This is a genomic window from Pseudomonas sp. NFACC16-2, from assembly GCF_900119205.1.
GTDB classification, from domain to species: Bacteria; Pseudomonadota; Gammaproteobacteria; order Pseudomonadales; family Pseudomonadaceae; genus Aquipseudomonas; species Aquipseudomonas fluorescens_Q.
Genome location: NZ_FPIX01000011.1, coordinates 93133 through 119440, shown reverse-complemented (window position 1 = coordinate 119440; position 26308 = coordinate 93133). Strand labels below are relative to the sequence as shown.

General features: G+C 58.8%; 23 protein-coding genes. 14 read left to right on the top strand and 9 right to left on the bottom strand.

Annotated elements, in window-relative coordinates; all coding sequences use genetic code 11:
* Position 1: 1 nt before the first annotated feature.
* Both BT116_RS12215 and BT116_RS12210 read left to right on the top strand, forming a co-directional pair.
* On the top strand, positions 2 to 571 hold the full coding sequence (locus BT116_RS12215; protein ID WP_218189672.1) for a TetR/AcrR family transcriptional regulator: 570 nt from the start codon (positions 2 to 4) through the stop codon (positions 569 to 571).
* A gap of 36 nt (positions 572 to 607) precedes the next feature.
* Positions 608 to 907, top strand: coding sequence for a YciI family protein (locus BT116_RS12210; RefSeq protein WP_072343901.1), 300 nt, complete (start codon positions 608 to 610; stop codon positions 905 to 907).
* Positions 908 to 1048: 141 nt separating this feature from the next.
* Here the strand turns inward: BT116_RS12210 and BT116_RS12205 are convergent, their stop codons facing one another.
* The 3 genes from BT116_RS12205 to BT116_RS12195 form a co-directional block, all read right to left on the bottom strand.
* A complete protein-coding gene (locus tag BT116_RS12205; protein ID WP_072343753.1) occupies positions 1049 to 1774 on the bottom strand; it encodes a hypothetical protein in 726 nt (241 codons plus the stop codon).
* Between the two features lie 234 nt (positions 1775 to 2008).
* On the bottom strand, positions 2009 to 2896 hold the full coding sequence (locus BT116_RS12200) for a lysophospholipid acyltransferase (protein WP_072343750.1): 888 nt from the start codon (positions 2894 to 2896) through the stop codon (positions 2009 to 2011).
* Positions 2897 to 2939: 43 nt separating this feature from the next.
* The gene (locus BT116_RS12195) at positions 2940 to 3497 is read right to left on the bottom strand and encodes a DNA-3-methyladenine glycosylase I (RefSeq protein WP_072343747.1); all 558 of its coding nucleotides are present in this window, start codon (positions 3495 to 3497) and stop codon (positions 2940 to 2942) included.
* Between the two features lie 81 nt (positions 3498 to 3578).
* Here BT116_RS12195 and glyQ point away from each other — a divergent pair, with 81 nt between their 5' ends.
* The 4 genes from glyQ to BT116_RS12175 all read left to right on the top strand — a co-directional run bounded on the left by glyQ (position 3579) and on the right by BT116_RS12175 (position 7984).
* Entirely contained in the window at positions 3579 to 4532 is a 954-nt protein-coding gene (glyQ, locus tag BT116_RS12190) for a glycine--tRNA ligase subunit alpha (RefSeq protein WP_022641565.1), read from the top strand.
* Complete coding sequence (glyS, locus tag BT116_RS12185) at positions 4529 to 6580, top strand: glycine--tRNA ligase subunit beta (RefSeq protein ID WP_072343744.1); 2052 nt, start codon at positions 4529 to 4531, stop codon at positions 6578 to 6580. The genes glyQ and glyS overlap by 4 nt, the downstream gene beginning before the upstream one ends.
* A 4-nt stretch (positions 6581 to 6584) precedes the next feature.
* On the top strand, positions 6585 to 7124 hold the full coding sequence (gmhB, locus tag BT116_RS12180; protein WP_170845929.1) for a D-glycero-beta-D-manno-heptose 1,7-bisphosphate 7-phosphatase: 540 nt from the start codon (positions 6585 to 6587) through the stop codon (positions 7122 to 7124).
* 80 nt (positions 7125 to 7204) lie between these two features.
* Positions 7205 to 7984 (top strand): lysophospholipid acyltransferase family protein, encoded by a 780-nt coding sequence (locus BT116_RS12175; RefSeq protein ID WP_072343738.1) that lies wholly within the window; start codon positions 7205 to 7207, stop codon positions 7982 to 7984.
* A gap of 177 nt (positions 7985 to 8161) precedes the next feature.
* Here BT116_RS12175 and BT116_RS12170 read toward each other — a convergent pair whose 3' ends face one another.
* The gene (locus BT116_RS12170; RefSeq protein ID WP_072343736.1) at positions 8162 to 9679 is read right to left on the bottom strand and encodes a PAS domain-containing sensor histidine kinase; all 1518 of its coding nucleotides are present in this window, start codon (positions 9677 to 9679) and stop codon (positions 8162 to 8164) included.
* A gap of 222 nt (positions 9680 to 9901) precedes the next feature.
* Between BT116_RS12170 and BT116_RS12165 the strand changes: the two genes are divergently transcribed.
* On the top strand, positions 9902 to 10636 hold the full coding sequence (locus BT116_RS12165) for a response regulator transcription factor (protein WP_072343733.1): 735 nt from the start codon (positions 9902 to 9904) through the stop codon (positions 10634 to 10636).
* Between the two features lie 151 nt (positions 10637 to 10787).
* Here BT116_RS12165 and gabP read toward each other — a convergent pair whose 3' ends face one another.
* From gabP to dnaA, 5 genes are all read right to left on the bottom strand, one after another.
* Positions 10788 to 12182, bottom strand: a complete 1395-nt coding sequence (gene gabP / locus BT116_RS12160; protein WP_072343731.1) for a GABA permease — start codon at positions 12180 to 12182, stop codon at positions 10788 to 10790.
* 302 nt (positions 12183 to 12484) lie between these two features.
* On the bottom strand, positions 12485 to 14902 hold the full coding sequence (gene gyrB / locus BT116_RS12155; RefSeq protein ID WP_072343899.1) for a DNA topoisomerase (ATP-hydrolyzing) subunit B: 2418 nt from the start codon (positions 14900 to 14902) through the stop codon (positions 12485 to 12487).
* A gap of 5 nt (positions 14903 to 14907) precedes the next feature.
* Entirely contained in the window at positions 14908 to 16011 is a 1104-nt protein-coding gene (gene recF, locus BT116_RS12150; RefSeq protein WP_063323653.1) for a DNA replication/repair protein RecF, read from the bottom strand.
* A 20-nt stretch (positions 16012 to 16031) separates the two neighbouring features.
* A complete protein-coding gene (gene dnaN / locus BT116_RS12145) occupies positions 16032 to 17135 on the bottom strand; it encodes a DNA polymerase III subunit beta (RefSeq protein WP_003196145.1) in 1104 nt (367 codons plus the stop codon).
* Between the two features lie 39 nt (positions 17136 to 17174).
* The gene (gene dnaA / locus BT116_RS12140; protein WP_003196144.1) at positions 17175 to 18701 is read right to left on the bottom strand and encodes a chromosomal replication initiator protein DnaA; all 1527 of its coding nucleotides are present in this window, start codon (positions 18699 to 18701) and stop codon (positions 17175 to 17177) included.
* A 566-nt stretch (positions 18702 to 19267) separates the two neighbouring features.
* Between dnaA and rpmH the strand changes: the two genes are divergently transcribed.
* The 7 genes from rpmH (at position 19268) to rsmG (ending at position 26297) form a co-directional block, all read left to right on the top strand.
* Positions 19268 to 19402 (top strand): 50S ribosomal protein L34, encoded by a 135-nt coding sequence (rpmH, locus tag BT116_RS12135; RefSeq protein WP_003213577.1) that lies wholly within the window; start codon positions 19268 to 19270, stop codon positions 19400 to 19402.
* Positions 19403 to 19418: 16 nt separating this feature from the next.
* The gene (rnpA, locus tag BT116_RS12130) at positions 19419 to 19820 is read left to right on the top strand and encodes a ribonuclease P protein component (protein WP_003207107.1); all 402 of its coding nucleotides are present in this window, start codon (positions 19419 to 19421) and stop codon (positions 19818 to 19820) included.
* A complete protein-coding gene (gene yidD, locus BT116_RS12125; protein WP_010465488.1) occupies positions 19813 to 20058 on the top strand; it encodes a membrane protein insertion efficiency factor YidD in 246 nt (81 codons plus the stop codon). Before rnpA ends, yidD begins: the two co-directional genes overlap by 8 nt.
* 2 nt (positions 20059 to 20060) lie before the next feature.
* The gene (gene yidC, locus BT116_RS12120) at positions 20061 to 21743 is read left to right on the top strand and encodes a membrane protein insertase YidC (RefSeq protein ID WP_072343728.1); all 1683 of its coding nucleotides are present in this window, start codon (positions 20061 to 20063) and stop codon (positions 21741 to 21743) included.
* A 79-nt stretch (positions 21744 to 21822) separates the two neighbouring features.
* Positions 21823 to 23193 carry a tRNA uridine-5-carboxymethylaminomethyl(34) synthesis GTPase MnmE gene (gene mnmE / locus BT116_RS12115; RefSeq protein ID WP_072343726.1) on the top strand — a complete coding sequence of 457 codons (1371 nt, stop codon included), beginning with the start codon at positions 21823 to 21825 and terminating at the stop codon, positions 23191 to 23193.
* A gap of 564 nt (positions 23194 to 23757) precedes the next feature.
* Entirely contained in the window at positions 23758 to 25656 is a 1899-nt protein-coding gene (mnmG, locus tag BT116_RS12110) for a tRNA uridine-5-carboxymethylaminomethyl(34) synthesis enzyme MnmG (RefSeq protein ID WP_072343723.1), read from the top strand.
* Between the two features lie 5 nt (positions 25657 to 25661).
* Positions 25662 to 26297, top strand: coding sequence for a 16S rRNA (guanine(527)-N(7))-methyltransferase RsmG (rsmG, locus tag BT116_RS12105; protein WP_170845928.1), 636 nt, complete (start codon positions 25662 to 25664; stop codon positions 26295 to 26297).
* Positions 26298 to 26308: the final 11 nt, after the last annotated feature.

The following is a 26308-nucleotide window of genomic DNA, read 5'->3' as shown; positions in this document are numbered from 1 at the left end:
CATGACTACCCGCGAACGCATTGTCGCGGAGGCGGACAGGCTGATCTATGAACGAGGCTATGAGCTGACCTCTTTCTCTGACATCGCCGATGCCGTTGGCATTTCCCGCGGCAACTTTTACTACCACTTCAAGAGCAAAGACGAAATCCTCGATGCCGTCATCGGAAAACGCATGATGAGCACTTCAGGGATGCTGGACGCATGGGAGAACCAAAGTAATTCCCCCTCCGAGCGCATCAAAAGTTTCATCCTCATCGTGGTCACGAACCGAGCGCAAATAATTCGCCATGGCTGTCCAGTCGGCACGTTGTGCAGCGAGCTGGCCAAGAGTGGGCACCCAGCACAACCACAATCCAACCAGGTTTTTGCCTTGTTCCGCACCTGGTTATGCCAGCAGTTCGTTCTGCTCGGGCACGAAACGGACGCGGACGCACTCGCGATGCACGTATTGGCATTCAGTCAGGGTGTTGCGTTGCTTGCCCAGGCATTTCAAGACGAACGCTTCATCCAACGTGAAGCCGAGCGCATGTGTACATGGCTTGATGGCATCGCTGCGCAGGCAAGGATTTAAATCGATAACACAATGATTTTTCAGGGAGAGGACACCATGTACGTCGTTTTTCTAAGATTCTCAGCAGGACGTGATCAGGCAAGCCGGTTGATGCAAGCCCATAAAGATTGGCTGCAGTGCGGTTTCGACGAGGGTGCTTTCCTCTTGGCTGGCAGCATCCAGCCACAGGCAGGAGGAATGATTTTGGCCAGTGGCGTTACGCTAGCGGAGCTTGAGGATCGACTCAACAACGACCCATTCGTAATGGAAGATGTCGTGCAGGCCGAGATCGTGGCAGTGAGCCCATCGAAAGCGGACCCTCGCCTGGCGTTTCTGCTGGCGAATGTCGATAGCTGACGCAGTGAGCGGGACGACTATTGGCTTCGACAGGCTTGGCCAGCCTTTTTAGGCGGGTTTAGCAGCCCAGCGGGGGATAAATCCCCCTCGTCATTCAATATCTCGTCCTGGATTCGGCACTCGACCTGGTTGAACAGCCTTTCAGGCCTGCGCGCTGAATCGCTGCGCAGCACGCCGTTCAAACATCGCGGCTTCCGTCTCTTGGGTCGCCAGTTCGCCTTTGCGCGCCAGTTGGTTGAAAAACAACCCGTCCGAAAACTCCTGGGGCGGCACCGAGCCGGAGCGCTTGAGCAGCGGTGCCAGGTCGATGGTGCTGGCGAAGTTTTCCTTGGTCAGGTTGTAGCGGCCCAGGTAGCTGCCAGACCAGGGCGAGTCGGCATCCACCATGTCGATGGAGGCGTCGCGGAAGGCGCTGGCCGCGGCTTTCAAGTCACTGGATTCATTGAGCAGATCGGTGAGGCGCTGGGTTTCCGAGGTGCTGAGCTGGCCGGCGGTGTTGAGCACTTTCAGCTTGCCATCGGCCTCGACGGTGAAGCCGTACTTCTTGCCGGCCAGGTCCGGATCGGTTGTCGACAGCGTTGATTGGAATGCCTCGAAGGAGGTTTTCAACGTGTTTTTCGCGCTCTCGGTGATCGCGACATAGCGAGGAAAATCTGGCGATTGGGATCGACCGACCCAGGTGGTAATGGCCACCAGTGGCTGCTCCACGGTCTGGGTTTCTTCACTGGGGTGGTAGATAGCCGCTGGGCCAGCGCTTGCCAGTTCCTTTACAGAGCCTGTTGGAGGATGAGTGACCAACTTCTGATCGGAGCGGGTGAGGTGGGTGTTGGCGGGTGCAAGCGAGGCAGCACTGAGGGAGAGTTCCATTTCATCGGTCCATGATTGGCGGATACATCGAGTTATCGACAGCAGGGGACCGAGCTTTAGGAGGGAGAGCTGTGGCGAGGGGATTTATCCCCGTTCGAGCGCGAAGCGCTCGCCGGTGGATAGTGGTGAGGCGAGGAGCTTAGGATTGCTGCGCAACCCGGCGGGATAAATCCCCTCGCCACAATCAGCACCCTTGCCACGAGTAAGGCGCTTGCCAGAATGGTTTCTTTGCCTTCAGTACCACCGCGCCTCGCCCGGCGGGCGTTTCTTGAAGCGTTTCATGCTCCACATGTATTGGCTCGGGTAAGCCCGCACGTAGCGCTCCACCACTTGGCTCATGGCCGCGCAGGCGGTTTCGGTGTCGGTGCTGTACATGGCCTCGGGCGCGGCTTCGAGGATGACTTTGTAGCCGGAGCCGTCCGGCAGGCGCAGGGCGTGGAGGAAGACGCCGACCGCTTTGCCGCCGGCGAGCATGTTCGGCACGAACTTGCTGGTCAAGGCCTGGGTGGCGAAGAAAGGCACGAAGATACCGGCGGATTCGGCCGGTTCCGGGTCGGCGGGGATGCCTACCTGGCCGCCTTTGCGCACTTCCTTGATGACACTGAGTATGCCTTCCTTGGTCGATGCGGCGACCTTGTTGCCCAACTGAACGCGTTGCTTTTGCAGCAATTCATCCACCGCCTTGAGCTTGGGCGGGCGGTAGAAAATGATCGGTTTGCACTGGCTGCAATAGAAGTGGTTGAGCACTTCCCAGTTGCCCAGGTGGCTGGTGATACCCACCACACCTTTGCCGGAAGCCAGGGCTTCTTTCAGCACTTCCAGGCCTTCGACTTCACGCACCAGTTCGATGGAACGCTGGGCCGGCCAGATCCAGGCGCAGGCGCTTTCGGTCAGGGATTTGCCGATGTCCTTGAGGCTCTGGCCCACCAGGCGTTCGCGCTCGGTCGGGTCCATCTCGGGAAAGCACTTGGCGAGGTTGATCCGCACCACGTCGCGGGAACGGTTGGGAAATTTCCACATGAGCCAGCCAATCGCCGAGCCCACTGCCTGCACCGCTCGCCAGGGCAGCAGCGCAAACAACCGCAGAGCGCCGACCAGCAAGGCGCCTTTCAACTTATCCACAGGTCACTCCTGAATGTATGGGCCGTGTTGCGAGCCGACTATTCTAACCGCCGTTTACCAACTCGGCGTAGCGGTCGCAATCCTGGGTGTGGTCCATGACCATGCCCGAAGCTTGCATCAAGGCGTAGCAAATGGTCGGCCCGACGAAGGTGAACCCGGCTTTTTTTAAGCCTTTGCTCATCGCCAGCGCCTCGGACGTGATGGCCGGCACTTCGCTGCGGTCCTTGAAATGGTTGATGATGGGTTTATCGCCGACGAACGACCAGAGAAACGCCACCGGATCCTCCAGGGCCAGCCAGGCCTGGGCGTTGCGGCGGGCGGCCTTGAGCTTGAGGCGGTTGCGGATGATGCCGGGGTCGAGCATCAGCTCATCGATTTCGGCGTCGCTCATCTGCGCCACCCGCTGCACATCGAAGCCGTACAGCACCTCCCGGTAGCGCTCGCGTTTGCGCAAAACGGTGATCCAGGATAGCCCGGCCTGGAACCCTTCGAGCAAAAGCAACTCGAACAAACCCTGCGCATCGCGCAGCGGCGTGCCCCACTCCTGGTCGTGATAAGCCATGTACAAAGGATCTTCGGAACACCAAAAGCAGCGTGGCATAAGGCTCCAGGGGGCGTGCGCACGAACGAATCGGGTATACTCCCGCTCTTTAAATCGCAGCCCAAGAAACAGGTGAATTTCGTGAGCCAGCCTACGCCAGCCGTGCGTACCTTCCAAGACTTGATCCTCGCCCTCCAGCAATACTGGGCCGAGCAAGGTTGCGTGGTACTTCAGCCCTACGATATGGAAGTAGGCGCCGGCACTTTCCACACTGCCACGTTTCTGCGTGCCATCGGCCCGGAAACCTGGAACGCCGCTTATGTGCAGCCCAGCCGCCGCCCGACTGACGGCCGCTACGGCGAAAACCCGAACCGCCTGCAGCACTACTACCAGTTCCAGGTCGTGCTGAAGCCGAACCCGGAAAACTTCCAGGAGCTGTACCTCGGCTCCCTCAAGCACGTGGGCCTCGACCCGCTGGTGCACGACATCCGTTTCGTCGAAGACAACTGGGAGTCGCCAACCCTGGGCGCCTGGGGCCTGGGCTGGGAAGTCTGGCTCAACGGCATGGAAGTGACCCAGTTCACCTACTTCCAGCAAGCGGGCGGCATCGAGTGCTACCCGGTCACCGGCGAAATCACCTACGGCCTCGAACGCCTGGCCATGTACCTGCAGGGTGTGGATTCGGTCTACGACCTGGTGTGGGCCGACGGTCCGTTCGGCAAAGTGACCTACGGCGACGTGTTCCACCAGAACGAAGTGGAACAGTCGACCTACAACTTCGAACACGCCAACGTCGACAAGCTGTTCGAGCTGTTCGATTTCTACGAGAGCGAAGCCAAGCGCCTGATCGAGCTGGACCAGCCGCTGCCGTTGCCGAGCTATGAAATGGTGTTGAAGGCGTCCCATACCTTCAACCTGCTGGATGCGCGCCGGGCGATTTCCGTGACCGCGCGCCAGCAATACATCCTGCGTGTGCGCACCCTGGCGCGTTCCGTTGCGCAAGCCTACCTGCTGGCCCGTGCCAAGCTGGGCTTCCCGATGGCGACCCCGGACCTGCGTGATGAAGTGTTGGCTAAGCTGGAGGCTGCACAATGAGTGCTCAAGATTTTCTGGTTGAACTGGGCACTGAAGAACTGCCACCCAAAGCCCTGAACACCCTGGCCGATGCGTTCCTGGCCGGTATCGACAAAGGCTTGCAAGCTGCCGGCCTGAGCTACGAAGCCAAACAGGTGTACGCCGCGCCGCGCCGCCTGGCCGTGCTGATCACCGCCCTGGCGACCCAGCAGCCAGACCGCAGCATCAACCTCGACGGCCCGCCACGCCAGGCCGCGTTCGATGCCGACGGCAACCCGACCCAAGCCGCCCTGGGCTTCGCCAAGAAGTGCGGTGTGGACCTGAGCGAAATCGACCAGAGCGGCCCGAAGCTGCGCTATAGCCAAAGCATCAAGGGCAAGCCGACCGCCAGCCTGTTGCCGACCATCGTCGAAGACTCCCTCAATGACTTGCCGATCCCCAAGCGCATGCGCTGGGCCGCGCGCAAGGAAGAATTCGTACGTCCAACCCAATGGCTGGTGATGTTGCTCGGTGACCAGGTCATCGATTGCACGATCCTGGCTCAGAAGGCCGGTCGCGATTCCCGCGGTCACCGCTTCCATCATCCACAGAGCGTGCGCATCACCTCGCCGGCCAACTACCTGGCCGACCTGCGTGCCGCCTACGTGCTGGCCGACGCGAACGAGCGCCGCGCACTGATCAGCAAGCGCACCGAAGAGCTGGCCACCCTGCAGGAAGGCACCGCTATCGTGCCGGCCAACCTGCTGGACGAAGTGACCGCGTTGGTGGAATGGCCAGTGCCGCTGGTGTGCTCGTTCGAGGAACGTTTCCTTGAAGTGCCGCAGGAAGCGCTGATCACCACCATGCAGGACAACCAGAAGTACTTCTGCCTGCTGGACGCCGAAGGCAAGTTGCTGCCGCGCTTCATCACGGTCGCCAACATCGAAAGCAAGGACCCGCAGCAGATCATCGCCGGTAACGAGAAAGTCGTTCGCCCGCGCCTGACCGATGCCGAGTTCTTCTTCAAGCAAGACAAGAAGCAGCCGCTGGAAAGCTTCAACGAGCGTCTGAAGAACGTGGTGTTCCAGGAAAAACTCGGCAGCGTCTATGACAAGGCCGAGCGCGTATCGAAACTGGCCGCGTTCATCGCCCCACGCATTGGCGGCGACGCCCAGCGCGCGGCCCGTGCCGGCATCCTGTCCAAGTGCGACCTGTCCACCGAGATGGTCGGTGAGTTCCCGGAGATGCAAGGCGTCGCCGGTTACTACTACGCCCTCAACGATGGCGAGCCGCAGGACGTGGCCCTGGCGCTGAACGAGCAGTACATGCCCCGCGGTGCCGGCGCCGAGCTGCCGACCACCCTGACCGGTGCGGCCGTGGCGATCGCTGACAAGCTCGACACCCTGGTCGGCATCTTCGGTATCGGCATGCTGCCCACCGGCAGCAAAGACCCTTATGCCTTGCGTCGTGCGGCGCTGGGTGTGTTGCGGATCCTGATCGACAAGCAGCTGGACCTGGACCTGAACGACGCCGTGGCATTCGCCGTCAATGCGTTCGGCAGCAAGGTCAAGTCTGCCGGCCTGGCCGATGCGGTGCTGGAGTTCATCTTCGACCGCCTGCGTGCGCGTTATGAAGACGAAGGTGTCGAAGTGGCGACCTACCTGTCGGTGCGTGCCCTGAAACCAGGCTCGGCCCTGGACTTCGACCAGCGTGTACAAGCGGTGCAGGCGTTCCGCAAATTGCCGGAAGCGGCAGCGCTGGCGTCGGTGAACAAGCGTGTGTCGAACCTGCTGAGCAAGGCCGAGCCTTCCGTCAAAGCCGTAGAAGCACGTTACTTTGATAATGCCGCCGAGTTTTCGCTCAACTCGGCGATTCAACAGGCGTATGCGTCGGTGCAACCGCTCATGGAAAAACGCGATTATGCCGAAGCACTGGCGCGCCTAGCGGCACTGCGCGAGCCGGTCGATGCGTTCTTTGAAGCCGTGATGGTGAATGCGGACAACGAAGACGTTCGCAAAAATCGTTATGCATTGCTGGCACGCCTGCGCAGCTTGTTCCTCAATATTGCCGATATTTCCGTGCTGGGTTGAGGAGCTGCTGTTGAAACTGCTGATTCTCGATCGGGACGGGGTGATCAATCACGACTCCGACGCTTACATCAAATCGGTGGAGGAGTGGTTGCCGCTACCCGGTTCGATCGAAGCCATCGCGCAGTTGAGCAAGGCCGGCTGGACGGTGGCGGTTGCCACCAACCAGTCGGGCATTGCCCGCGGTTATTATGACCTCGCCGTGCTCGAAGCCATGCACGAGCACCTGCGTGCATTGGTGGCGGAGCAGGGCGGGGAAGTCGGGCTGATTGTCTATTGCCCGCATGGGCCGGACGAAGGTTGCGATTGCCGCAAACCCAAGCCGGGCATGTTGAAAACCATTGCCGCGCATTACGGCGTGACACTGGCGGGTGTGTGGTTCGTCGGCGACAGCCTCGGTGACCTGGAGGCGGCCAAGGCCGTCGATTGTCAGCCAGTTTTGGTAAAGACCGGGAAAGGCGAGAAGACTCTGGGCAAGACCCTACCGGTGGGCACCTTGATTTTTGACGACTTGGCGGCGATTGCCGCTGAACTTATCCACAATTAGAGCTCCCAAGACAACCTGATCAAGGATTGTTCGGGAAGCGCTTGAACAGGCGGGCATTGCCCGCAACGGTAAATGCCGCTATGTCTATATTGCAGGCCATCAGAGCCTTTCTCTTTTACCTGCTGTTGGGCACCAGTTCCTTGCTGTGGTGCTCCTTGAGTTTTTTTATCGCGCCTTTCTTGCCGTTCAAGGCGCGCTACCGTTTCATCAATGTGTACTGGTGCCGCTGCGCACTGTGGCTGAGCAAAGTGTTCCTGGGCATCCGCTATGAGGTCAAAGGGGCCGAGAACGTGCCTGACCGGCCCTGCGTGATCCAGTCCAACCACCAGAGCACCTGGGAGACGTTCTTTCTCTCGGCCTATTTCGAACCGTTGAGCCAAGTACTCAAGCGTGAACTGTTGTTCGTGCCGTTCTTCGGCTGGGCCATGGCGATGCTGCGCCCGATCGCTATCGATCGCGACAACCCCAAGGCAGCCCTCAAGCAGGTCGCGAAGAAGGGCGACGAACTGCTCAAGGATAACGTTTGGGTGCTGATCTTCCCCGAGGGCACCCGTGTTCCTTATGGAACCGTCGGCAAATTCTCCCGTAGCGGTTCGGCATTGGCCGTGAACGCCGATCTACCCGTGCTGCCGATTGCACACAATGCCGGCAAATTCTGGCCCAAGGCTGGCTGGATCAGAACACCAGGCGTCATCACGGTGGTGATCGGCGCGCCGATGTATGCCGAAGGCACTGGGCCCCGCGCCATCGCCGACCTCAATGACCGTGTCCAAGCCTGGAATGAACAGACACAACGGGAAATGGGCTCGCTACCCCCGACCCCGACAACACCGGCCAGCACCGACCAGCTCGCTGTTTGAGATCTGTGGATAACCTGTGTACCGTTTTTTCTAAATGCGGTGCTTTTATGCTGTAGATCTATGTTTTTAATACATATTTCCTAAACACATAAAGCCCACCTTCAGGTGCATAAGTTTTTTATAGCACCCAAAGATCGCAGCCTTCGGCAGCTCATGCAGACGAAGGCTGCGATCTTTTCAATCTTCCAATAACGGGAAACGCAGGCTGAACGTCGTGCCTTTACCCACCACGCTACGGCACTCGATTTTCCCCTCGTGATGGTCAACCACAGCCTTGACCATCGACAGCCCCAAGCCAATTCCATCGACCCCGTGAGCCGAAGAAAACCGTCGGTACTGACTAAACAGGTCTGGTAGTTCTTCGGCGCTGATACCTTTGCCCTGGTCGGCGACATTGCAGATCAACCAGCCCGGGGTGCAATGAACCTGCAGCGAAATGCAGGTGTCGGGCACACTGTACTTGATGGCATTTTCCAGCAGATTGAACAGGGCACGAGTCAGTAACGGCTGATCCGCCCTCACCATCGCCTCTTCATCCTCTATCTCATGAATCAACTGGATGCGTTTTGCCTGGGCGATGGGCAACGCCTGGTCGAGCACATCCAGAACCAGCATGGCGAACAGCGTCGGCTGGAATTGATACGCCTCGGATTCGGCCTTGGCCAATTGCACGAAGCCCTCGGTCAGGTCCAGGGCGCGACGTACCTGGCGCTCGATCTGGTCGAACAGCGGATTATCCCCACCGACCTGATGCCGCTGCACATCGAGCAATGCAAGGATCGCCGAGTGCGGGGCGCGCAAATCATGGGAAAGGAAACGCAGCATGACGCTGCGCTGTTCTTCAGCTTCACGTTCGGCACTCAGGTCCGTGAGGCTCAACAACCAGCCAATCGGCGCATCGCCATCAACCGGCAACAACGCCGCCCGTTCCAGGCGCAAGCTGCGCTCGCGAATGTCGCGAAACTCCACCAAGGGCAATGTGGATAACCGGTGATGCGCCCCATGCTCCAACCCTGGGTAACCCAATTGCCCGAGATGCTCCAGCACGTCGCCACCTGCCAGGCCATGGCCGAATAACTCGCGCGCCTTGCGATTGCCGAGCAACAGCTTGCCTTGAGGATCACAGATCATGGTCGCCACCGGCAAATATTCCAGGCCGTCGGCAATGAAGCGTCGGGTGTCGCGGGTTCGACTCATGGCCTGCTCCAGGGCCATGATCTGCCCCTGCAAGCGGTCGCTGCCGGTGTAGGAGGCGCGGCGACGTTCCGGGAAGACCTTGGGTTCCGCGTCCAGGCGTGCCAGCTCCCAGCCGAAATAGGCCAGCACCACGCTCAGGCGGCGCCAATTCCAGATCAGGTAGCCAAATAGGATACCCAGCACACTTGCCATGGGCGACCACCACCAGCCTCGCGCGCCCAGCACGGCACTGATCAACAGAGCCAGGCTCATGCCACCCACTGTTGTCCACAAGGCCAGGTGCGGGCGCAGCAGCAACAAGCCCAATACACAGGCCACCAAACACACCGACAACAACACAGCGCATGGATGGTTACCCGTCGCTTGGCTGCTCAATGACAGCAAGGCCGTCAGCGGCAACAGCAACAAACTTATCCACAACCACTCCCGCACCAACTGACGAAACAACCGCTGGACCTGGGTTGGCTCACGACTTTCACGGCGACGCTGGTTACTCATAGGCCTCCTGGCCAACCTCAAGAATGGGGATTTCTTTACGGGCCTGCAAAGCCCATGACTATAACGGGACTCGATAGGTGGCGCGCTGCTGCCTTTCCCTCCGTGCCGCGAGCCGGTATTGTCGCAGCCAGCGACAGGTCAATGACAACGAATCAGCCACCGGCTGCGTTTCATTGCCACCTGAAGATGTCCGTTACTCTCGAGATCAAGGAATCGCATTCCATGCGTGTCGCCATACTGGACGATGAACCGGCCGAGCTGCGCCGGGTAGAACAGACCCTGCAACAAATCCCCGGCAGGGGCGAGCAAGCCTGGACCCTGCACAGCTTTGAACGAGGCGAGGACTTGTTGCGGCAACTGCGTCGGGAAACCTTCGACCTGTTGATCCTCGACTGGCAACTGCCGGACATCAGCGGGCTCTCATTGCTGCGCTGGACCCGCGAACACATGGATTCACCACCGGCCGCCATCATGCTGACCAGTCGCGACGGCGAGCACGACATCGTCCAGGCCCTCAACGCCGGTGCTGACGACTATGTGAGCAAACCCTTCCGGCCCAACGAGCTCAAGGCCCGGGTCACCGCTGTGCTGCGCCGTCACAACCTGCAACGCGCGCCCGCCAACGACGTGCTGGTGTTCAACGACCTGGCGTTCGACGACGCCGAGCTGACCATCACCCGCGCCGGCATTCCCATCAGCCTGACCGAGCGGGAATACCGCCTGGCCAGGTGCCTGTTCGCCAACCTGGGCCGGCCGCTGTCTCGGGAGTATTTCTACGAACGCTTCTGGACCCACGAAGAAATGACCTCGTCCCGCCCGCTCGACACCCATATCTATCGCCTGCGCAACAAGCTCGGCCTGACGGCAGACCGGGGTTGGCAATTGCTGACGATTTATGGGTATGGGTATCGGTTGGAGAGTGTGGCGGCGGGGAGCGAAGCGTCCGTCGCGAGTTAGGTATTGGATACATCTGTGGCGAGGGGATTTATCCCCGCTGGGCTGCGCAGCAGCCCCCAACCAAGCAACTCGGTGTGCCTGGAAGATAGAATTCACTGCTTTAGGGCTGCTGAGCAGCCCAACGGGGATAAATCCCCTCGCCACAACATCATCACCCAAGCGTCGGTACCAAGCTTCCTGCTTTTGCGATCCGACGGCGCTGTATCAGCACGCCGGATATCACCACCAAGACACTCAGCAGGCCGGTCGCGAGGATCTCCACGCGATGGGCTTCCTGGAACAGCATGATGGCCAAGGCCCCGACGATGAAGACAATCACTGCGTAGGTCAGGCCGGGAAACAGCCACATGCTGAAAGCGATTTTTTCCCCGCGAGCCATGCGTTGTTTGCGCATGCGCAGCTGCGAAATCGCGATGACCAGGTACACCAGCAACGCAATGGCGCCAGAGCTGGCCAGCAGGAATTCGAAGACCGCCGCCGGTGCCACGTAGTTGGCGAACACCGCCAAAAAGGCCGCGCCGGTCGACAGCATCACCGCCCAGTGAGGCGTACCGCTCTTGTTGGTACGCTGGGAAACGGCCGGCGCATCACCACGCTTACCCAACGAGAACATCATCCGCGAAGCCGTATACAGCGCCGAGTTCAGGCAGCTCGTGACTGCCACCAGGACGACGATATCGACGATCAGTTTGGCATTGGGGATGCCCATGCGTTCCAGGACTGTCTGGTAGGAACCGACGCTGGCCAGGAGCGGATCGTTCCACGGCACCAAGGCAACGACAATGAAGATGGAGACGAGATAGAACAAGCCAATCCGCCAGATGACCGAGTTGGTCGCCTTGGAAATCTGCTGGCCAGGGTTCTTCGACTCGGCCGCCGCGATGGTCACGATCTCGGTGCCCATGAACGAAAACATGGTGGTCAGGATGGCCCCCAACACCGCGCCCATGCCGTTGGGCAGGAAGCCCTGGGTGTCGAACAGGTGCGAAACACCGCTGACCTGGCTGGTGGGCAGCACGCCGAAGATCGCCATCACACCCAAGCCAATGAAGCCGATGATTGCTACCACCTTGACCAAGGCGAACCAGAATTCGAACTCCCCGTAATTTTTCACGCTGAACAGGTTGGTGACCGTCAGCAGCAGGGTGATGACCAAGGTGAAGGCCCAGATCGCCACGTTCGGAAACCAGGCATGCAGGATCGTTGCGGCGGCGTTGGCTTCCAGCGGAATCACCAGGACCCAGAACCACCAGTAGAGCCAGCCGATGGTGAAACCGGCCCAATGACCAATCGCACGGTCAGCATAGGTGGAGAAGGAACCAGTGTCCGGCGACGCCACTGCCATTTCGCCCAACATCCGCATCACTAGCACCACGAGAGCACCCGCGGCAGCGTAAGCCAGCAGCACGGCCGGACCGGCCGCTGCGATAGCGTGGCCGGAACCCACGAAAAGGCCAGCGCCGATGACGCCGGCGATAGATAGCATCGTCACATGCCGGGGTTTGAGCCCTTGCTCCAGATGATTGGAAGTTTGCGTACCGCTCATTGAGACTACCCTTGGTGTTGGATTTATTCGTGTCACCTCGTACCCACCGCTTCCCTGTCAATTTAAAGAAACGATGTGTAATTTATTTAACACGCAAGTTCTGCGCCAGAAAACCTGAGGCCCCGTTATCCGGGGCTCTCACTCAATTCATAACCTATTGAGCGCGAAGGCTTTGTGCCAAGGTGTTACCGAGTTACCCGGTTTTTTATCCACCGGCCTGAAAACGGTGCAGGTTTTTCAAATGTAAAAAAAAGCCAACGCATCAGCGTTGGCTTTTTTTTGGAGCGGTGCTGCTGAAGGGATCAGAAATCCAGGTTGGATACCGCCAACGCATTGCTCTCGATGAAGTCACGACGAGGCTCGACTGCATCACCCATCAGGGTGTTGAAGATCTGGTCCGCGCCAATGGCGTCTTCGATGGTGACTTTCAGCATCCGGCGCGAGCCTGGGTCCATGGTGGTTTCCCACAGCTGATCCGGGTTCATCTCACCCAGACCTTTGTATCGCTGGATGGTGTGGCGCTTGGTGCTTTCGGCCATCAGCCATTCAAGGGCTTCCTTGAACTCGGTCACGGACTTCTTGCGCTCACCGCGTTGGATGTACGCACCTTCGTCCAGCAACGTGCTGAGTTGCGCGCCCAGGGATACGACGGTCTTGTAGTCGTTGCTGCCGAAGAAGTCACGGTTGAAGGTGACGTAGTTCGACAGGCCGTGGGAGATCAGCTCGACCTCCGGCAGCCAGACGTTACGTTCACGGTCTTCACGCAGGCTGGCTTTGTAGACCAGGCCGGATTTCTCGACGGTGCGCAGGCGTACTTCGTACTGGGCCAGCCAATCTTGCATCGCTGCGTGATCGGACAGTTGCTCCAGGCTCACGGCGGGCAGGTAGATGAAGTGCTCGGTCAGTTCCTGTGGGTACAGGCGCGACAGACGCTTGAGGGTCTTCATCACCAGGCGGAAGTCGTTCACCAGGCGCTCGAGGGCTTCACCGGAAATGCCTGGGGCATCTTCATTCAGGTGCAGGCTCGCGTCTTCAAGGGCCGACTGCGTCATGTACTCTTCCATGGCGTCGTCGTCTTTGATGTATTGCTCTTGCTTGCCTTTCTTGACCTTGTACAGCGGCGGCTGGGCGATGTAGATGTAGCCGCGCTCGATCAGCTCCGGCAACTGACGGAAGAAGAACGTCAGCAGCAGGGTACGGATGTGCGAACCGTCGACGTCAGCATCGGTCATGATGATGATGTTGTGATAGCGCAACTTGTCGATGTTGTACTCTTCGCGGCCAATGCCGCAGCCCAACGCCGTGATCAAGGTGCCGACTTCCTGGGAGGAAATCATCTTGTCGAAGCGCGCCTTCTCGACGTTCAGGATCTTGCCCTTGAGCGGCAGGATGGCCTGGGTGCGGCGGTTGCGACCCTGCTTGGCGGAACCGCCAGCGGAGTCACCTTCCACCAGGTACAGCTCGGACAGGGCAGGGTCCTTTTCCTGGCAGTCAGCCAGTTTGCCCGGCAGGCCGGCGATGTCCAGCGCGCCTTTACGGCGGGTCATCTCACGGGCCTTGCGCGCCGCTTCACGGGCACGGGCGGCGTCGATCATCTTGCCAACCACCAGCTTGGCTTCGTTCGGGTTTTCCAGCAGGAAGTCGGAGAAGTACTTGCCCATCTCCTGTTCAACGGCGGTCTTCACTTCGGAAGACACCAACTTGTCCTTGGTCTGGGAGCTGAACTTCGGATCCGGCACCTTCACCGAAATGATCGCTGTCAGGCCTTCGCGGGCATCGTCACCGGTGGTGGCGACTTTATGCTTCTTCGCCAGGCCTTCTTGTTCGATGTAGTTGTTCAGGTTGCGAGTCAGTGCCGAACGGAAGCCCACCAGGTGAGTACCGCCGTCGCGCTGCGGGATGTTGTTGGTGAAGCACAACAGGTTCTCGTTGAAGCTGTCGTTCCACTGAAGGGCGATTTCCACGCCGATGCCGTCTTCACGCTGGACGTTGAAGTGGAACACTTGGTTGACCGGGGTCTTGTTGGTGTTCAGGTACTCAACGAACGCCCGCAAGCCACCTTCATACTTGAACAGCTCTTCCTTGCCGCTGCGCTCGTCCTTGAGGACGATACCGACACCGGAGTTGAGGAAGGACAGTTCACGAATCCGCTTGGCCAGGATGTCCCAGCTGAAGTGGATATTCTTGAAGGTTTCGCTCGAGGCCTTGAAGTGGATCTGGGTGCCTGTGGTTTCGCTGTCGCCAACGATCGCCATAGGCGCCTGAGGTACGCCGTGGACATAGGTCTGTTCCCAGATCTTGCCGCTGCGGCGAACGGTCAGGACCAGCTCTTCGGACAGCGCGTTCACCACCGAAACACCTACACCGTGCAGACCGCCGGAGACCTTGTAGGAGTTGTCGTCGAACTTACCGCCTGCGTGGAGGACGGTCATGATGACCTCGGCAGCGGAAACGCCTTCCTCTTTATGCACGTCTACCGGGATGCCACGGCCGTTGTCACGAACGGTGATGGACTCATCCGGGTGGATGATGATGCTGATGTCGTCGCAATGGCCGGCGAGGGCTTCGTCGATGGAGTTGTCGACCACCTCGAACACCATGTGGTGCAGACCGCTGCCATCGTCGGTGTCACCAATGTACATACCGGGACGTTTGCGTACGGCATCCAGGCCTTTCAGCACTTTAATGCTCGTTGAGTCGTACGTATTTTCTTCGCTCAATGCCTTCACTCCCGATGGTCGTGGGTCTGGGTGATACGGCCCTGTTCCACGTGGAACAGGGCGACTGGCGTTTCCGTCTGCCAGCCTTCCCTCAATAATTCGTGGTCTACACAAGTGATGAACACCTGGCAGCGTAAGTCTTCCAGCAAGCGGCACAACGCGCGGCGGTGGGCTTCGTCCAGCTCGGACGGCAAGTCATCCACCAGATAAATACACTGACCGCGCCGGGCTTGGCTGACCAGGTGCCCCTGAGCGATACGCAAGGCACACACCACCAACTTCTGCTGCCCCCGGGACAAGATGTCCGCGGCATTATGTGCGCCCAATCTGAGGCGCAAGTCAGCACGTTGTGGTCCAGCCTGGGTATGGCCCATCTGCTGGTCCCGCTGTAGCGAGCCAGCCAACACGGTGCTCAGTTCCCGGTCCTTGTCCCAGCCTCGGTAATAGCTGAGCGTCAGGCCCTCAAGCTCAACCAGTTCGCTCAAGGTCTGCTCGAAGACCGGTTTCAAGGCTTTGATGTAAGCGCGGCGGTATTCATCGATTTCAGCGCTGGCCTGGCACAGTTCCCTGTCCCAAACCGCTTGCGAAACGGCGTCAAGTGTACCATGTCGCAGCCAAGAGTTTCGCTGGCGCAACGCCTTCTGCAGGCGTTGCCAAGTCGCCATGAACCGCGGTTCCACGTGGAACACGCCCCAGTCGAGAAATTGCCGACGAATCTTCGGTGCGCCCTCCAACAGACGGAAGCTGTCCGGGTTGATCAACTGCAATGGCAGGATCTCAGCCAACTGAGCAGCACTGCGAGCGTTCTGCCCATCTATGCGGATCTGGAATTCGCCTTGTCGGTCCCGCGAGATCCCCAGGGCGCTATGGCCACCTTCGGCCAGTTCCACCTGCCCGAACACCGTGCACGCCAGTTGATCGTACTGGATGACCGGTAGCAGGCGGGTGCTGCGGAACGAACGGGCAAGCCCCAGCAGGTGCACGGCTTCCAGGACGCTGGTTTTGCCGCTGCCGTTGGCGCCATAAAGGATATTGATGCGGGGGGAGGGGGAGAAGGTCACCGGGTGCAGATTGCGCACCGCGGTGACCGAGACGCGACTTAAGGACATCTAGCTTCTGCTGGGCATGATTACAGACGCATCGGCATGACAACGTAAGCCGAATCGTCGTTATCGGACTCTTGCACCAGCGCACTGCTGTTGGAGTCGGACAGGATCAGTCGCACTTGCTCGGTGGTCATCACCCCCAGCACGTCGAGCAGGTAGCTGACGTTGAAGCCGATTTCCAGGGAGCCGCCGTTGTACTCAACGCCCACTTCTTCTTCCGCTTCTTCCTGCTCCGGGTTGTTCGCCTGGATCTTCAGCTGACCATTGGCCAGTTGCAGACGGATGCCACGGTACTTCTCGTTGGACAGGATCGCGGTACGGCTGAAGGCTTCGCGCAGGGCCTGGCGATCGCCCAACACCAGCTTGTCACCGCCTTTTGGCAGCACGCGCTCGTAGTCTGGGAACTTGCCGTCGACCAGCTTCGAGGTGAAGGTGAACTCACCGGTGGTGGCGCGGATGTGATGCTGGCCCAGCACGATGCTGACGTTGCCGTCCGGCTCGGTCAGCAGGCGGGCCAGCTCCAGGATACCTTTACGCGGCACGATCACCTGATGGCGATCCGGCTGACCGATATCAGCCTGCATCGAGCACATGGCCAGGCGATGCCCGTCGGTGGCAACGGCGCGGATGACGCCGGCGGAAACCTCCAGGAGCATGCCGTTGAGATAATAACGCACGTCTTGCTGGGCCATGGCGAAACTGGTGCGTTCGATCAGGCGACGCAATTTGCTTTGGTCCAGGCTGCAGGTCAGCGAACCTGGGCCTTCTTCCACGGTCGGGAAATCGTTGGCCGGCAGGGTCGACAGGGTGAAGCGACTGCGACCGGCCTTGACCACGAGCTTCTGCTCATCGACCTTGATGTCGATCAGCGCGTCGTTGGGCAGGCTCTTGCAGATGTCCATCAGCTTGCGCGCCGGCACGGTGATGGAACCCGGATCGGCCGGTTCTTCAAGTTGCACACGACCGACCAGCTCGACTTCCAGGTCGGTACCGGTCAGCGACAATTGCTGGCCTTCGACAACCAGCAGCACGTTGGAAAGTACCGGCAAGGTCTGGCGGCGTTCGACGACGCCTGCGACCAGTTGCAGGGGTTTCAACAGGGCTTCGCGTTGAATGGTGAAATGCATGGTCTAGTCCCTTGCCTTAATAAGCTGCGCTGGTGGTCATCAAGTGGTCAGTGTACGCAGCAGGTTCTTGTAGTCCTCGCGGATGTCCGCGTCGGATTCCTTAAGTTCGTTGATCTTGCGACAGGCGTGCAGCACGGTGGTATGGTCGCGGCCGCCAAACACATCGCCGATTTCCGGCAGGCTGTGGTTGGTCAGTTCCTTGGACAGGGCCATGGCCACCTGACGCGGACGTGCTACCGAACGCGAACGGCGTTTGGACAGCAGGTCGGAAATCTTGATTTTGTAGTATTCGGCAACAGTTCGCTGAATGTTATCCACAGAAACCAATTTGTCCTGGAGCGCCAACAAGTCCTTCAAGGATTCGCGAATCAACTCGATGGTGATGTCGCGGCCCATGAAGTGCGAGTGAGCGATCACCCGCTTGAGGGCACCTTCGAGCTCACGCACGTTGGAGCGGATACGCTGGGCGATGAAGAACGCGGCGTCGTGAGGCAGCTCGACCTTGGCCTGGTCGGCTTTCTTCATCAGGATCGCGACCCGGGTTTCCAGCTCGGGCGGCTCGACGGCCACCGTCAGGCCCCAGCCGAAACGCGACTTGAGACGTTCTTCAAGGCCTTCGATTTCTTTCGGGTAGCGGTCACTGGTGAGAATGACCTGCTGCCCGCCTTCAAGCAATGCGTTGAAGGTGTGGAAAAACTCTTCCTGGGAACGTTCCTTGCGGGCGAAGAACTGAATATCGTCGATCAGCAGAGCGTCCACCGAACGGTAGAAACGCTTGAACTCGTTGATCGCGTTCAGCTGCAGCGCCTTGACCATGTCGGCCACGAAACGCTCGGAATGCAGGTACACGACCTTGGCATTCGGGTTCTTCTTTAATAGGTGGTTGCCCACCGCATGCATCAAGTGGGTCTTACCCAGGCCTACGCCACCATAAAGGAACAGCGGGTTGTAGCCATGCTTGGGGTTATCCGCGACCTGCCAGGCCGCAGCGCGGGCCAGTTGGTTGGATTTACCTTCGACGAAATTCTCGAAGGTAAAGGTCCGATTCAGGTAGCTGGTGTGCTTGAGCGCACCTTCGACCTGGACGGTGCGCTGTTCGGCACGCACCGGCGCCTGCTGGGAGCTGGCACCGGCCATCGGGTCGAAGCTGTCCCGGGACGGCTCTTCGCTGACCTCGGCGACCTTTTGTGCGTTGCGTTTGCTCGGGGCAGGCGCGGGTGCCGGGGCGGCATGGTTGTTAACCGGTGCCGTTGCCGCCTGCTGGGCCTGTGACGCAGCGGCGGCCAGCGGCGCATTGGGTGCGGCGCGCGGTGCCGAGCTGCGCTTGCTGCCTATTAACAAGGACAACGCAGGCGCCATGCCATTGCCATGCTCGTCGAGCAGCTCCATGACCCGGCCCAGGTACTTTTCGTTGACCCAATCGAGAACGAAACGGTTCGGTGCATAGACACGCAACTCGTCGCCTTCGGCTTCGACCTGTAGTGGACGGATCCAAGTGTTGAATTGTTGGGCAGGCAGCTCATCGCGCAAAAGCTCCACGCACTGCTGCCAAAGTTCCACTGACACGGATATCCCCTAAGTTGAAAGCCGGTGAGGCAAAAACAAGCGGCCATTGTAGCGAGCAGACGCCCACTTATCCACATGCAGCTTGCTGATCGCCCATGATTTATCAATGCGTTAACCGCGATAAAGACGACGGGCGGTCAGTGGATAAGCTCTGTGGATAACCGGGCCTGAGGTCGTTGCACAAGTGGGGGCGAAAGTCGGTGGATAACCGCCCTGTGGATAACCTTGCATTCCACACACAGCTTATCCGACAGCGCAGCACAGGCTGGCCACTGCTTTCCCCTGTAGTTGTCATTCTCTGTACATGGCGGATTACAAGGCCTGAGCATGGTTATCCACAGACAGGCGGCGACCTTGCTTTTATAAGCTTTACAGAAAAGCTTTAAATAATTCCCTTCTTTATTTCTATATCTAGCGTCGTGTGATGAATCCGGCCAAGCGTCCGGATATCTATTTAAAGGAAACGCTGGTTGGAAATTGACCTAGAGGCTTGCTTTCTCTAGAATCCCCGGTCTCTTAAAACGGGGGCCATTCCGGCCCGTTGTGGACGAACCAGGTAACACGACATGAAACGTACTTTCCAACCAAGCACTATCAAACGCGCTCGTACCCACGGTTTCCGTGCTCGCATGGCTACCAAGAACGGTCGTGCCGTCCTGTCGCGTCGTCGCGCCAAAGGTCGTGCGCGTCTGGCAGTTTGATAATCCGGCACTGGAGGTGAGTCAGGACTTCAGTCGGGAAAAGCGTCTGCTTACACCCCGGCATTTCAAGGCAGTCTTTGACTCCCCTACCGGCAAGGTTCCGGGGAAAAATCTCCTGCTCCTTGCGCGCAGTAACGATCTCGATCACCCCCGACTAGGGCTGGTTATCGGGAAAAAGAGCGTCAAGCTCTCTGTTCAGCGCAATCGCCTCAAACGTCTGATGCGCGAATCGTTTCGCCTGAACCAGGATTCACTGGTTGGATGGGACATTGTTATCGTCGCGCGCAAAGGTTTGGGTGACGTAGAAAACCCCGAATTGATTCAGCATTTCGGCAAGCTCTGGAAACGTCTGGCCCGCAACAAGCCAGTACCAGCAGTCAACACCGAAACTGTAGGGGTAGACAGTCCCGATGCGTAAACTGGCACTCGTTCCGATCCAGTTTTACCGCTATGCCATTAGTCCTTTGATGGCCAGTCACTGTCGTTTCTACCCCAGTTGTTCCTGCTACGCGTACGAAGCCATAGAAAATCATGGCCTACTGCGCGGTGGCTGGCTGACCTTTCGTCGTTTAGGTCGCTGTCATCCGTGGAATCCCGGCGGTTATGACCCGGTTCCGCCTATCCCTACCTCCCGTTCTTCTTCGATGGCCGAGTAATCATGGATATCAAACGCACGATCCTGATCGTCGCCCTGGCAATCGTGTCCTACGTCATGGTCCTTAAATGGAACCAGGACTATGGCCAGGCTGCCCTGCCGACTCAGAATGTTGCAGCCAGCAATACCGCACCGAGCCTGCCGGATGCCCCAGTTGGCAACAATGCTGCCAGCAATGACGACATCCCGCGCGCGGCAAGCGATACCAGCGCTCCCGCCGAAGCCCCGGTGGCCGTAAGCAAAGATCTCATCCAGGTCAAGACGGACGTGCTCGAGCTGGCAATCGATCCACAAGGTGGTGACGTCGCCCAGCTGAAGCTGCCGCTGTATCCACGTCGCCAGGATCATCCGGAAATCCCGTTCCAGTTGTTCGACAACGGTAACGAGCGCACCTATCTGGCCCAAAGTGGCCTGATCGGTACAAACGGTCCGGATTCGAGCCCGGCCGGTCGCCCGGTCTACTCCGCCGAGAAGAAGACTTATCAACTGGCTGATGGTCAGGACCAACTGGTCGTGGACCTGAAGTTCAGCAAGGATGGCGTCAACTACATCAAGCGTTTCACCTTGAAACGTGGCCTGTATGACGTAACCGTCTCTTACCTGATCGACAACCAGAGCGCACAGCCCTGGTCCGGTGCGATGTTCGCGCAATTGAAGCGTGACGCCAGCTCCGATCCGTCTTCCAGCACTGCCACCGGCACCGCGACTTACCTGGGCGCCGCCCTGTGGACAAGTTCGGAGCCGTACAAGAAAGTGTCCATGAAGGACATGGACAAGGGCCCGCTCAAGGAAACCGTCCAAGGCGGCTGGGTTGCCTGGTTGCAGCACTACTTTGTAACAGCCTGGATCCCGCAGAAAGGCGACAGCAATGTCGTCCAGACGCGTAAAGACAGCAAAGGCAACTTCATCATCGGCTACACCGGCCCGACATTGACTGCCGCACCGGGTGCGAAAGCCGAAACCAGCGCCATTCTGTATGCCGGCCCTAAAAGCCAGGCCGTGCTGAAAGAGTTATCCCCAGGCCTGGAACTGACCGTGGACTACGGTTTCCTGTGGTTCATTGCCCAGCCGATCTTCTGGCTGCTGCAACATATCCACAGCATCGTCGGTAACTGGGGCTGGTCGATCATTTTCCTGACCATGCTGATCAAGGGGCTGTTCTTCCCATTGTCGGCCGCCAGCTACAAATCCATGGCTCGCATGCGCGCTGTGGCCCCGAAACTGGCCGCGCTGAAAGAGCAACATGGCGATGACCGGCAGAAAATGTCCCAGGCCATGATGGAGTTGTACAAGAAAGAGAAGATCAACCCGCTGGGTGGATGCTTGCCGATTCTTGTGCAGATGCCGGTGTTCCTGTCGCTGTACTGGGTGTTGCTGGAAAGCGTGGAGATGCGTCAGGCACCGTTCATGCTGTGGATTACCGATCTGTCGATCAAGGATCCGTTCTTCATCCTGCCGATCATCATGGGCGCGACCATGTTCATCCAGCAGCAGCTGAACCCAACGCCTCCGGATCCGATGCAGGCAAAGGTGATGAAAATGATGCCAATCATCTTCACCTTCTTCTTCCTGTGGTTCCCGGCTGGTCTTGTGCTGTACTGGGTTGTGAACAACGTGTTGTCCATTACTCAGCAGTGGTACATCACGCGTAAGATCGAAGCGGCGACGAAAAAAGCCGAGGCGTAACTTGCTCTGTGGATAACCACACAAAACGCCCCCTAGTGGGGCGTTTTGCTATCTGTCACTTTTGTCTGGATACCGGTTTATGAGCGCACCGCGTGAAACCATCGCCGCCGTTGCCACCGCCCAAGGTCGCGGCGGTGTCGGCATCGTCCGTATTTCGGGGCCCTTGGCCAGTGTCGCGGCCAGGGCAATCAGCGGTCGTGAACTCAAACCGCGGTTTGCTCATTACGGTCCGTTTTTCAGTGATGACCAGCAGGTCCTCGACGAGGGGCTGGCCTTGTATTTCCCGGGGCCGAATTCGTTCACCGGCGAAGACGTGCTGGAACTGCAAGGGCATGGCGGCCCCATCGTGCTGGACATGCTACTCAAGCGTTGCCTGGAACTGGGCTGTCGCCTGGCCCGGCCGGGCGAGTTCAGTGAACGGGCATTCCTCAACGACAAGCTCGACCTGGCCCAGGCCGAGGCGATCGCCGATTTGATCGAAGCCAGTTCTGCACAGGCGGCCCGCAACGCATTGCGGTCCTTGCAGGGTGCGTTTTCCCAGCGTGTGCATAACCTCACCGAACAATTGATCGGCCTGCGGATTTACGTTGAGGCCGCGATTGATTTCCCGGAAGAGGAAATCGACTTCCTAGCCGATGGCCACGTGCTGAGCATGCTGGATAAAGTGCGCGATGAGTTATCCACCGTACTGCGCGAAGCCGGGCAGGGTGCCTTGTTGCGCGATGGGATGACCGTGGTGATCGCTGGGCGGCCGAATGCCGGCAAGTCCAGCCTGTTGAATGCCCTGGCCGGGCGCGAGGCGGCGATTGTCACCGAGATCGCCGGCACCACTCGGGACATCCTGCGTGAACATATCCACATCGATGGCATGCCACTGCACGTAGTGGATACCGCAGGTTTGCGCGACACTGATGACCAGGTGGAAAAAATCGGCGTTGAGCGAGCGCTCAAGGCCATCGGTGAAGCCGACCGGGTCCTGCTGGTGGTGGATGCCACCGCACCGGAAGCGGATGATCCATTTGCCTTGTGGCCTGAATTCCTCGAAGTCCGCCCGGATCCCGCGAAAGTCACCTTGATCCGTAACAAGGCCGACCTGACCGGGGAAGCGATTGTCCTTGAGGTCAGCAACGACGGTCATGTGACGATCAGCCTGAGCGCAAAGGCAGCGGGGGAAGGCCTGGAACTGCTGCGTGAACACCTCAAGGCCTGCATGGGCTATGAGCAGACTTCGGAAAGCAGCTTCAGCGCCCGCAGGCGGCATCTTGAAGCCTTGCGCCATGCCAGCGCCGCCCTGGAGCACGGTCGCGCGCAGTTGACCTTGGCGGGGGCGGGTGAGTTGTTGGCCGAAGACCTTCGCCAGGCGCAACATTCCCTTGGGGAAATTACCGGCGCCTTCAGCTCCGATGACCTGCTGGGTCGGATCTTTTCCAGCTTCTGCATCGGTAAATAACCCCGCTTTTCAAACCGGGTTTGTCCTCGAAGCCTCTCGAGTCCAACGCAAACCCGGTTCCTCCTCTCTGTTTTTGAAACGATTGCCATTGATGGCGGCTTGCCTGTGGACGCTGCGGTGACCCATCGCGGCGTTTTTCTGTGGATTAAGCCCTGTGAATAACTGCCATTGAGGTCGGTTGATAAAGCCCCCTAAAATCTGAAGATAACCGCCTCTGTGGATAACAGACCCATTCATCCACAGGCTTACACCGGTTATCCAACCCCCTCATGGCCACCTGATCACAGGGTTTTGAATCTCTGTACATATTGAAAATAAAGGCCTGTGTGATGTTATCCACAGAAAGGGGGCTCAGTAAAAATAAACATAAAAACAAAGGTTTTATAAAATTCTTTCTTTTTAATTTCTTTAACCGCGAGTTTTCCACAGCTGGTTAAATTTTGTGCAAAGGGTTCTTTAGGAAAGGGGAAGTCCCTATACTTGCCGACCTGGCTCGAAAATCGCTCTGGCCAGGCTCAAGACCTATTTCCGAATTACCTGAATTAAGCAGGCACGAGGTGCGTGGTGGATTTCCCTTCCCGTTTTGAAGTGATCGTCATCGGCGGCGGTCATGCCGGTACCGAGGCAGCACTTGCATCAGCACGCATGGGGGCAAAAACCCTGTTGCTGACGCATAACGTGGAAACCCTCGGTGCCATGAGTTGCAACCCTGCCATTGGTGGGATTGGCAAGAGCCACCTGGTCAAGGAAATCGATGCCCTGGGCGGCGCGATGGCCATGGCCACCGATAAAGGTGGTATCCAGTTTCGCGTATTGAACAGCCGCAAAGGCCCAGCCGTGCGCGCTACTCGCGCCCAGGCCGACCGAGTCCTGTACAAGGCCGCTGTCCGCGAAATCCTGGAAAACCAGCCGAACCTGTGGATATTTCAACAAGCGGCCGATGACCTGATCGTCGAGCAGGATCAAGTACGCGGTGTCGTGACACAGATGGGCCTGCGTTTCTTCGCCGATTCCGTGGTGCTGACCACCGGGACATTCCTCGGTGGACTTATCCACATTGGTTTGCAGAACTTTTCCGGCGGTCGCGCGGGTGATCCGCCGTCGATCGCTCTGGCTCACCGTTTGCGTGAGCTGCCATTGCGTGTCGGGCGCTTGAAAACCGGTACGCCACCGCGTATCGACGGTCGGTCTGTGGATTTCTCGGTGATGACCGAGCAGCCTGGTGATACGCCGATCCCGGTCATGTCGTTCATGGGCAACAAGGAACAGCATCCACGGCAAGTCAGTTGCTGGATCACCCACACCAATGCCCGCACCCATGAAATCATTGCGGCGAACCTCGATCGTTCGCCGATGTATTCCGCTGCCGGTGAAATCGAAGGCATCGGCCCGCGTTATTGCCCATCGATCGAAGACAAGATCCATCGCTTTGCCGACAAGGAAAGCCACCAGGTCTTCATCGAGCCCGAAGGCCTGACGACCCACGAGCTGTACCCGAACGGGATCTCCACCTCCCTGCCGTTCGATGTGCAATTGCAGATCGTGCAGTCGATTCGCGGCATGGAAAACGCCCACATCGTTCGCCCGGGCTACGCCATCGAGTACGACTACTTCGATCCGCGTGACCTGAAATACAGCCTGGAAACCAAGGTCATTGGCGGCCTGTTCTTCGCCGGGCAAATCAACGGCACCACCGGTTACGAAGAGGCCGGCGCCCAAGGCCTGCTGGCCGGAACCAACGCAGCGCTGCGCGCCCAGGGCAAGGACAGCTGGTGCCCACGCCGCGATGAGGCGTACATCGGTGTACTGGTGGATGACCTGATTACCCTGGGTACCCAGGAACCGTATCGGATGTTCACGTCCCGCGCCGAATATCGCCTGATCCTTCGCGAAGACAACGCCGACCTGCGCCTGACCGAGAAAGGTCGTGAGCTGGGGCTGGTGGATGACGTGCGTTGGGCTGCGTTCTGCAAGAAACGTGAAAGCATCGAACTGGAAGAGCAGCGCCTGAAAAGCACCTGGGTTCGCCCCGGTACCGAGCAGGGTGATGCCATCGCGGCGAAATTCGGCACGCCGCTGACCCACGAGTACAACCTGCTCAACCTCTTGAGCCGCCCGGAAATCGATTATGCCGGGTTGGTGGAAGTGACCGGCCAGGGGGCGGAAGATCCACAAGTGGCCGAACAGGTCGAGATCAAGACCAAGTACGCCGGTTACATCGACCGTCAGCAAGACGAAATCGCCCGTCTGCGCGCCAGTGAAGACACCAAGCTGCCTGTGGATATCGATTACACCGGCATTTCCGGGTTGTCGAAGGAAATCCAGGGCAAGCTCGGTGCGACCCGTCCTGAGACCCTGGGCCAGGCCTCGCGCATTCCCGGCGTCACGCCAGCGGCGATTTCCCTGTTGATGATTCATTTGAAAAAACGCGGCGCGGGCCGCCAGTTGGAGCAAAGCGCTTGAGTTCGATGGTCACCTCGCAACACGCTGAAGAGTTATCCACAGGTGCCCGTCAGCTTGGTGTCAACTTGACCGAAGCCCAGCACGCGCAGTTGCTGGGTTATCTGGCGTTGTTGATCAAATGGAACAAGGCCTACAACCTGACCGCCGTGCGCGATCCGGATGAAATGGTCTCGCGCCATTTGCTCGACAGCCTCAGCGTCATGTCCTTCATCGAAAACGGTCGCTGGCTGGATGTTGGCAGTGGCGGTGGCATGCCGGGCATCCCGCTGGCGATACTGTTTCCTGACTCGCAAGTGACCTGCCTGGATAGCAACGGCAAGAAAACCCGCTTCCTGACCCAGGTCAAACTCGAACTCAAACTGGATAACCTGCAAGTTATCCACAGCCGTGTCGAAGCGTTCCAGCCTGCACAGCCTTTCAACGGGATCATCTCCCGTGCGTTCAGCAGCATGGAGAACTTCAGCAACTGGACGCGCCACCTGGGTGACGCCGATACGCGCTGGCTGGCAATGAAGGGCGTTCATCCGGCCGATGAGCTGGTAGCATTGCCGGCAGACTTCCACCTTGATAGCGAACACGCCTTGGCCGTACCCGGTTGCCAAGGCCAACGCCATCTGCTGATACTGCGCCGCACGGCATGATTGGGAACACA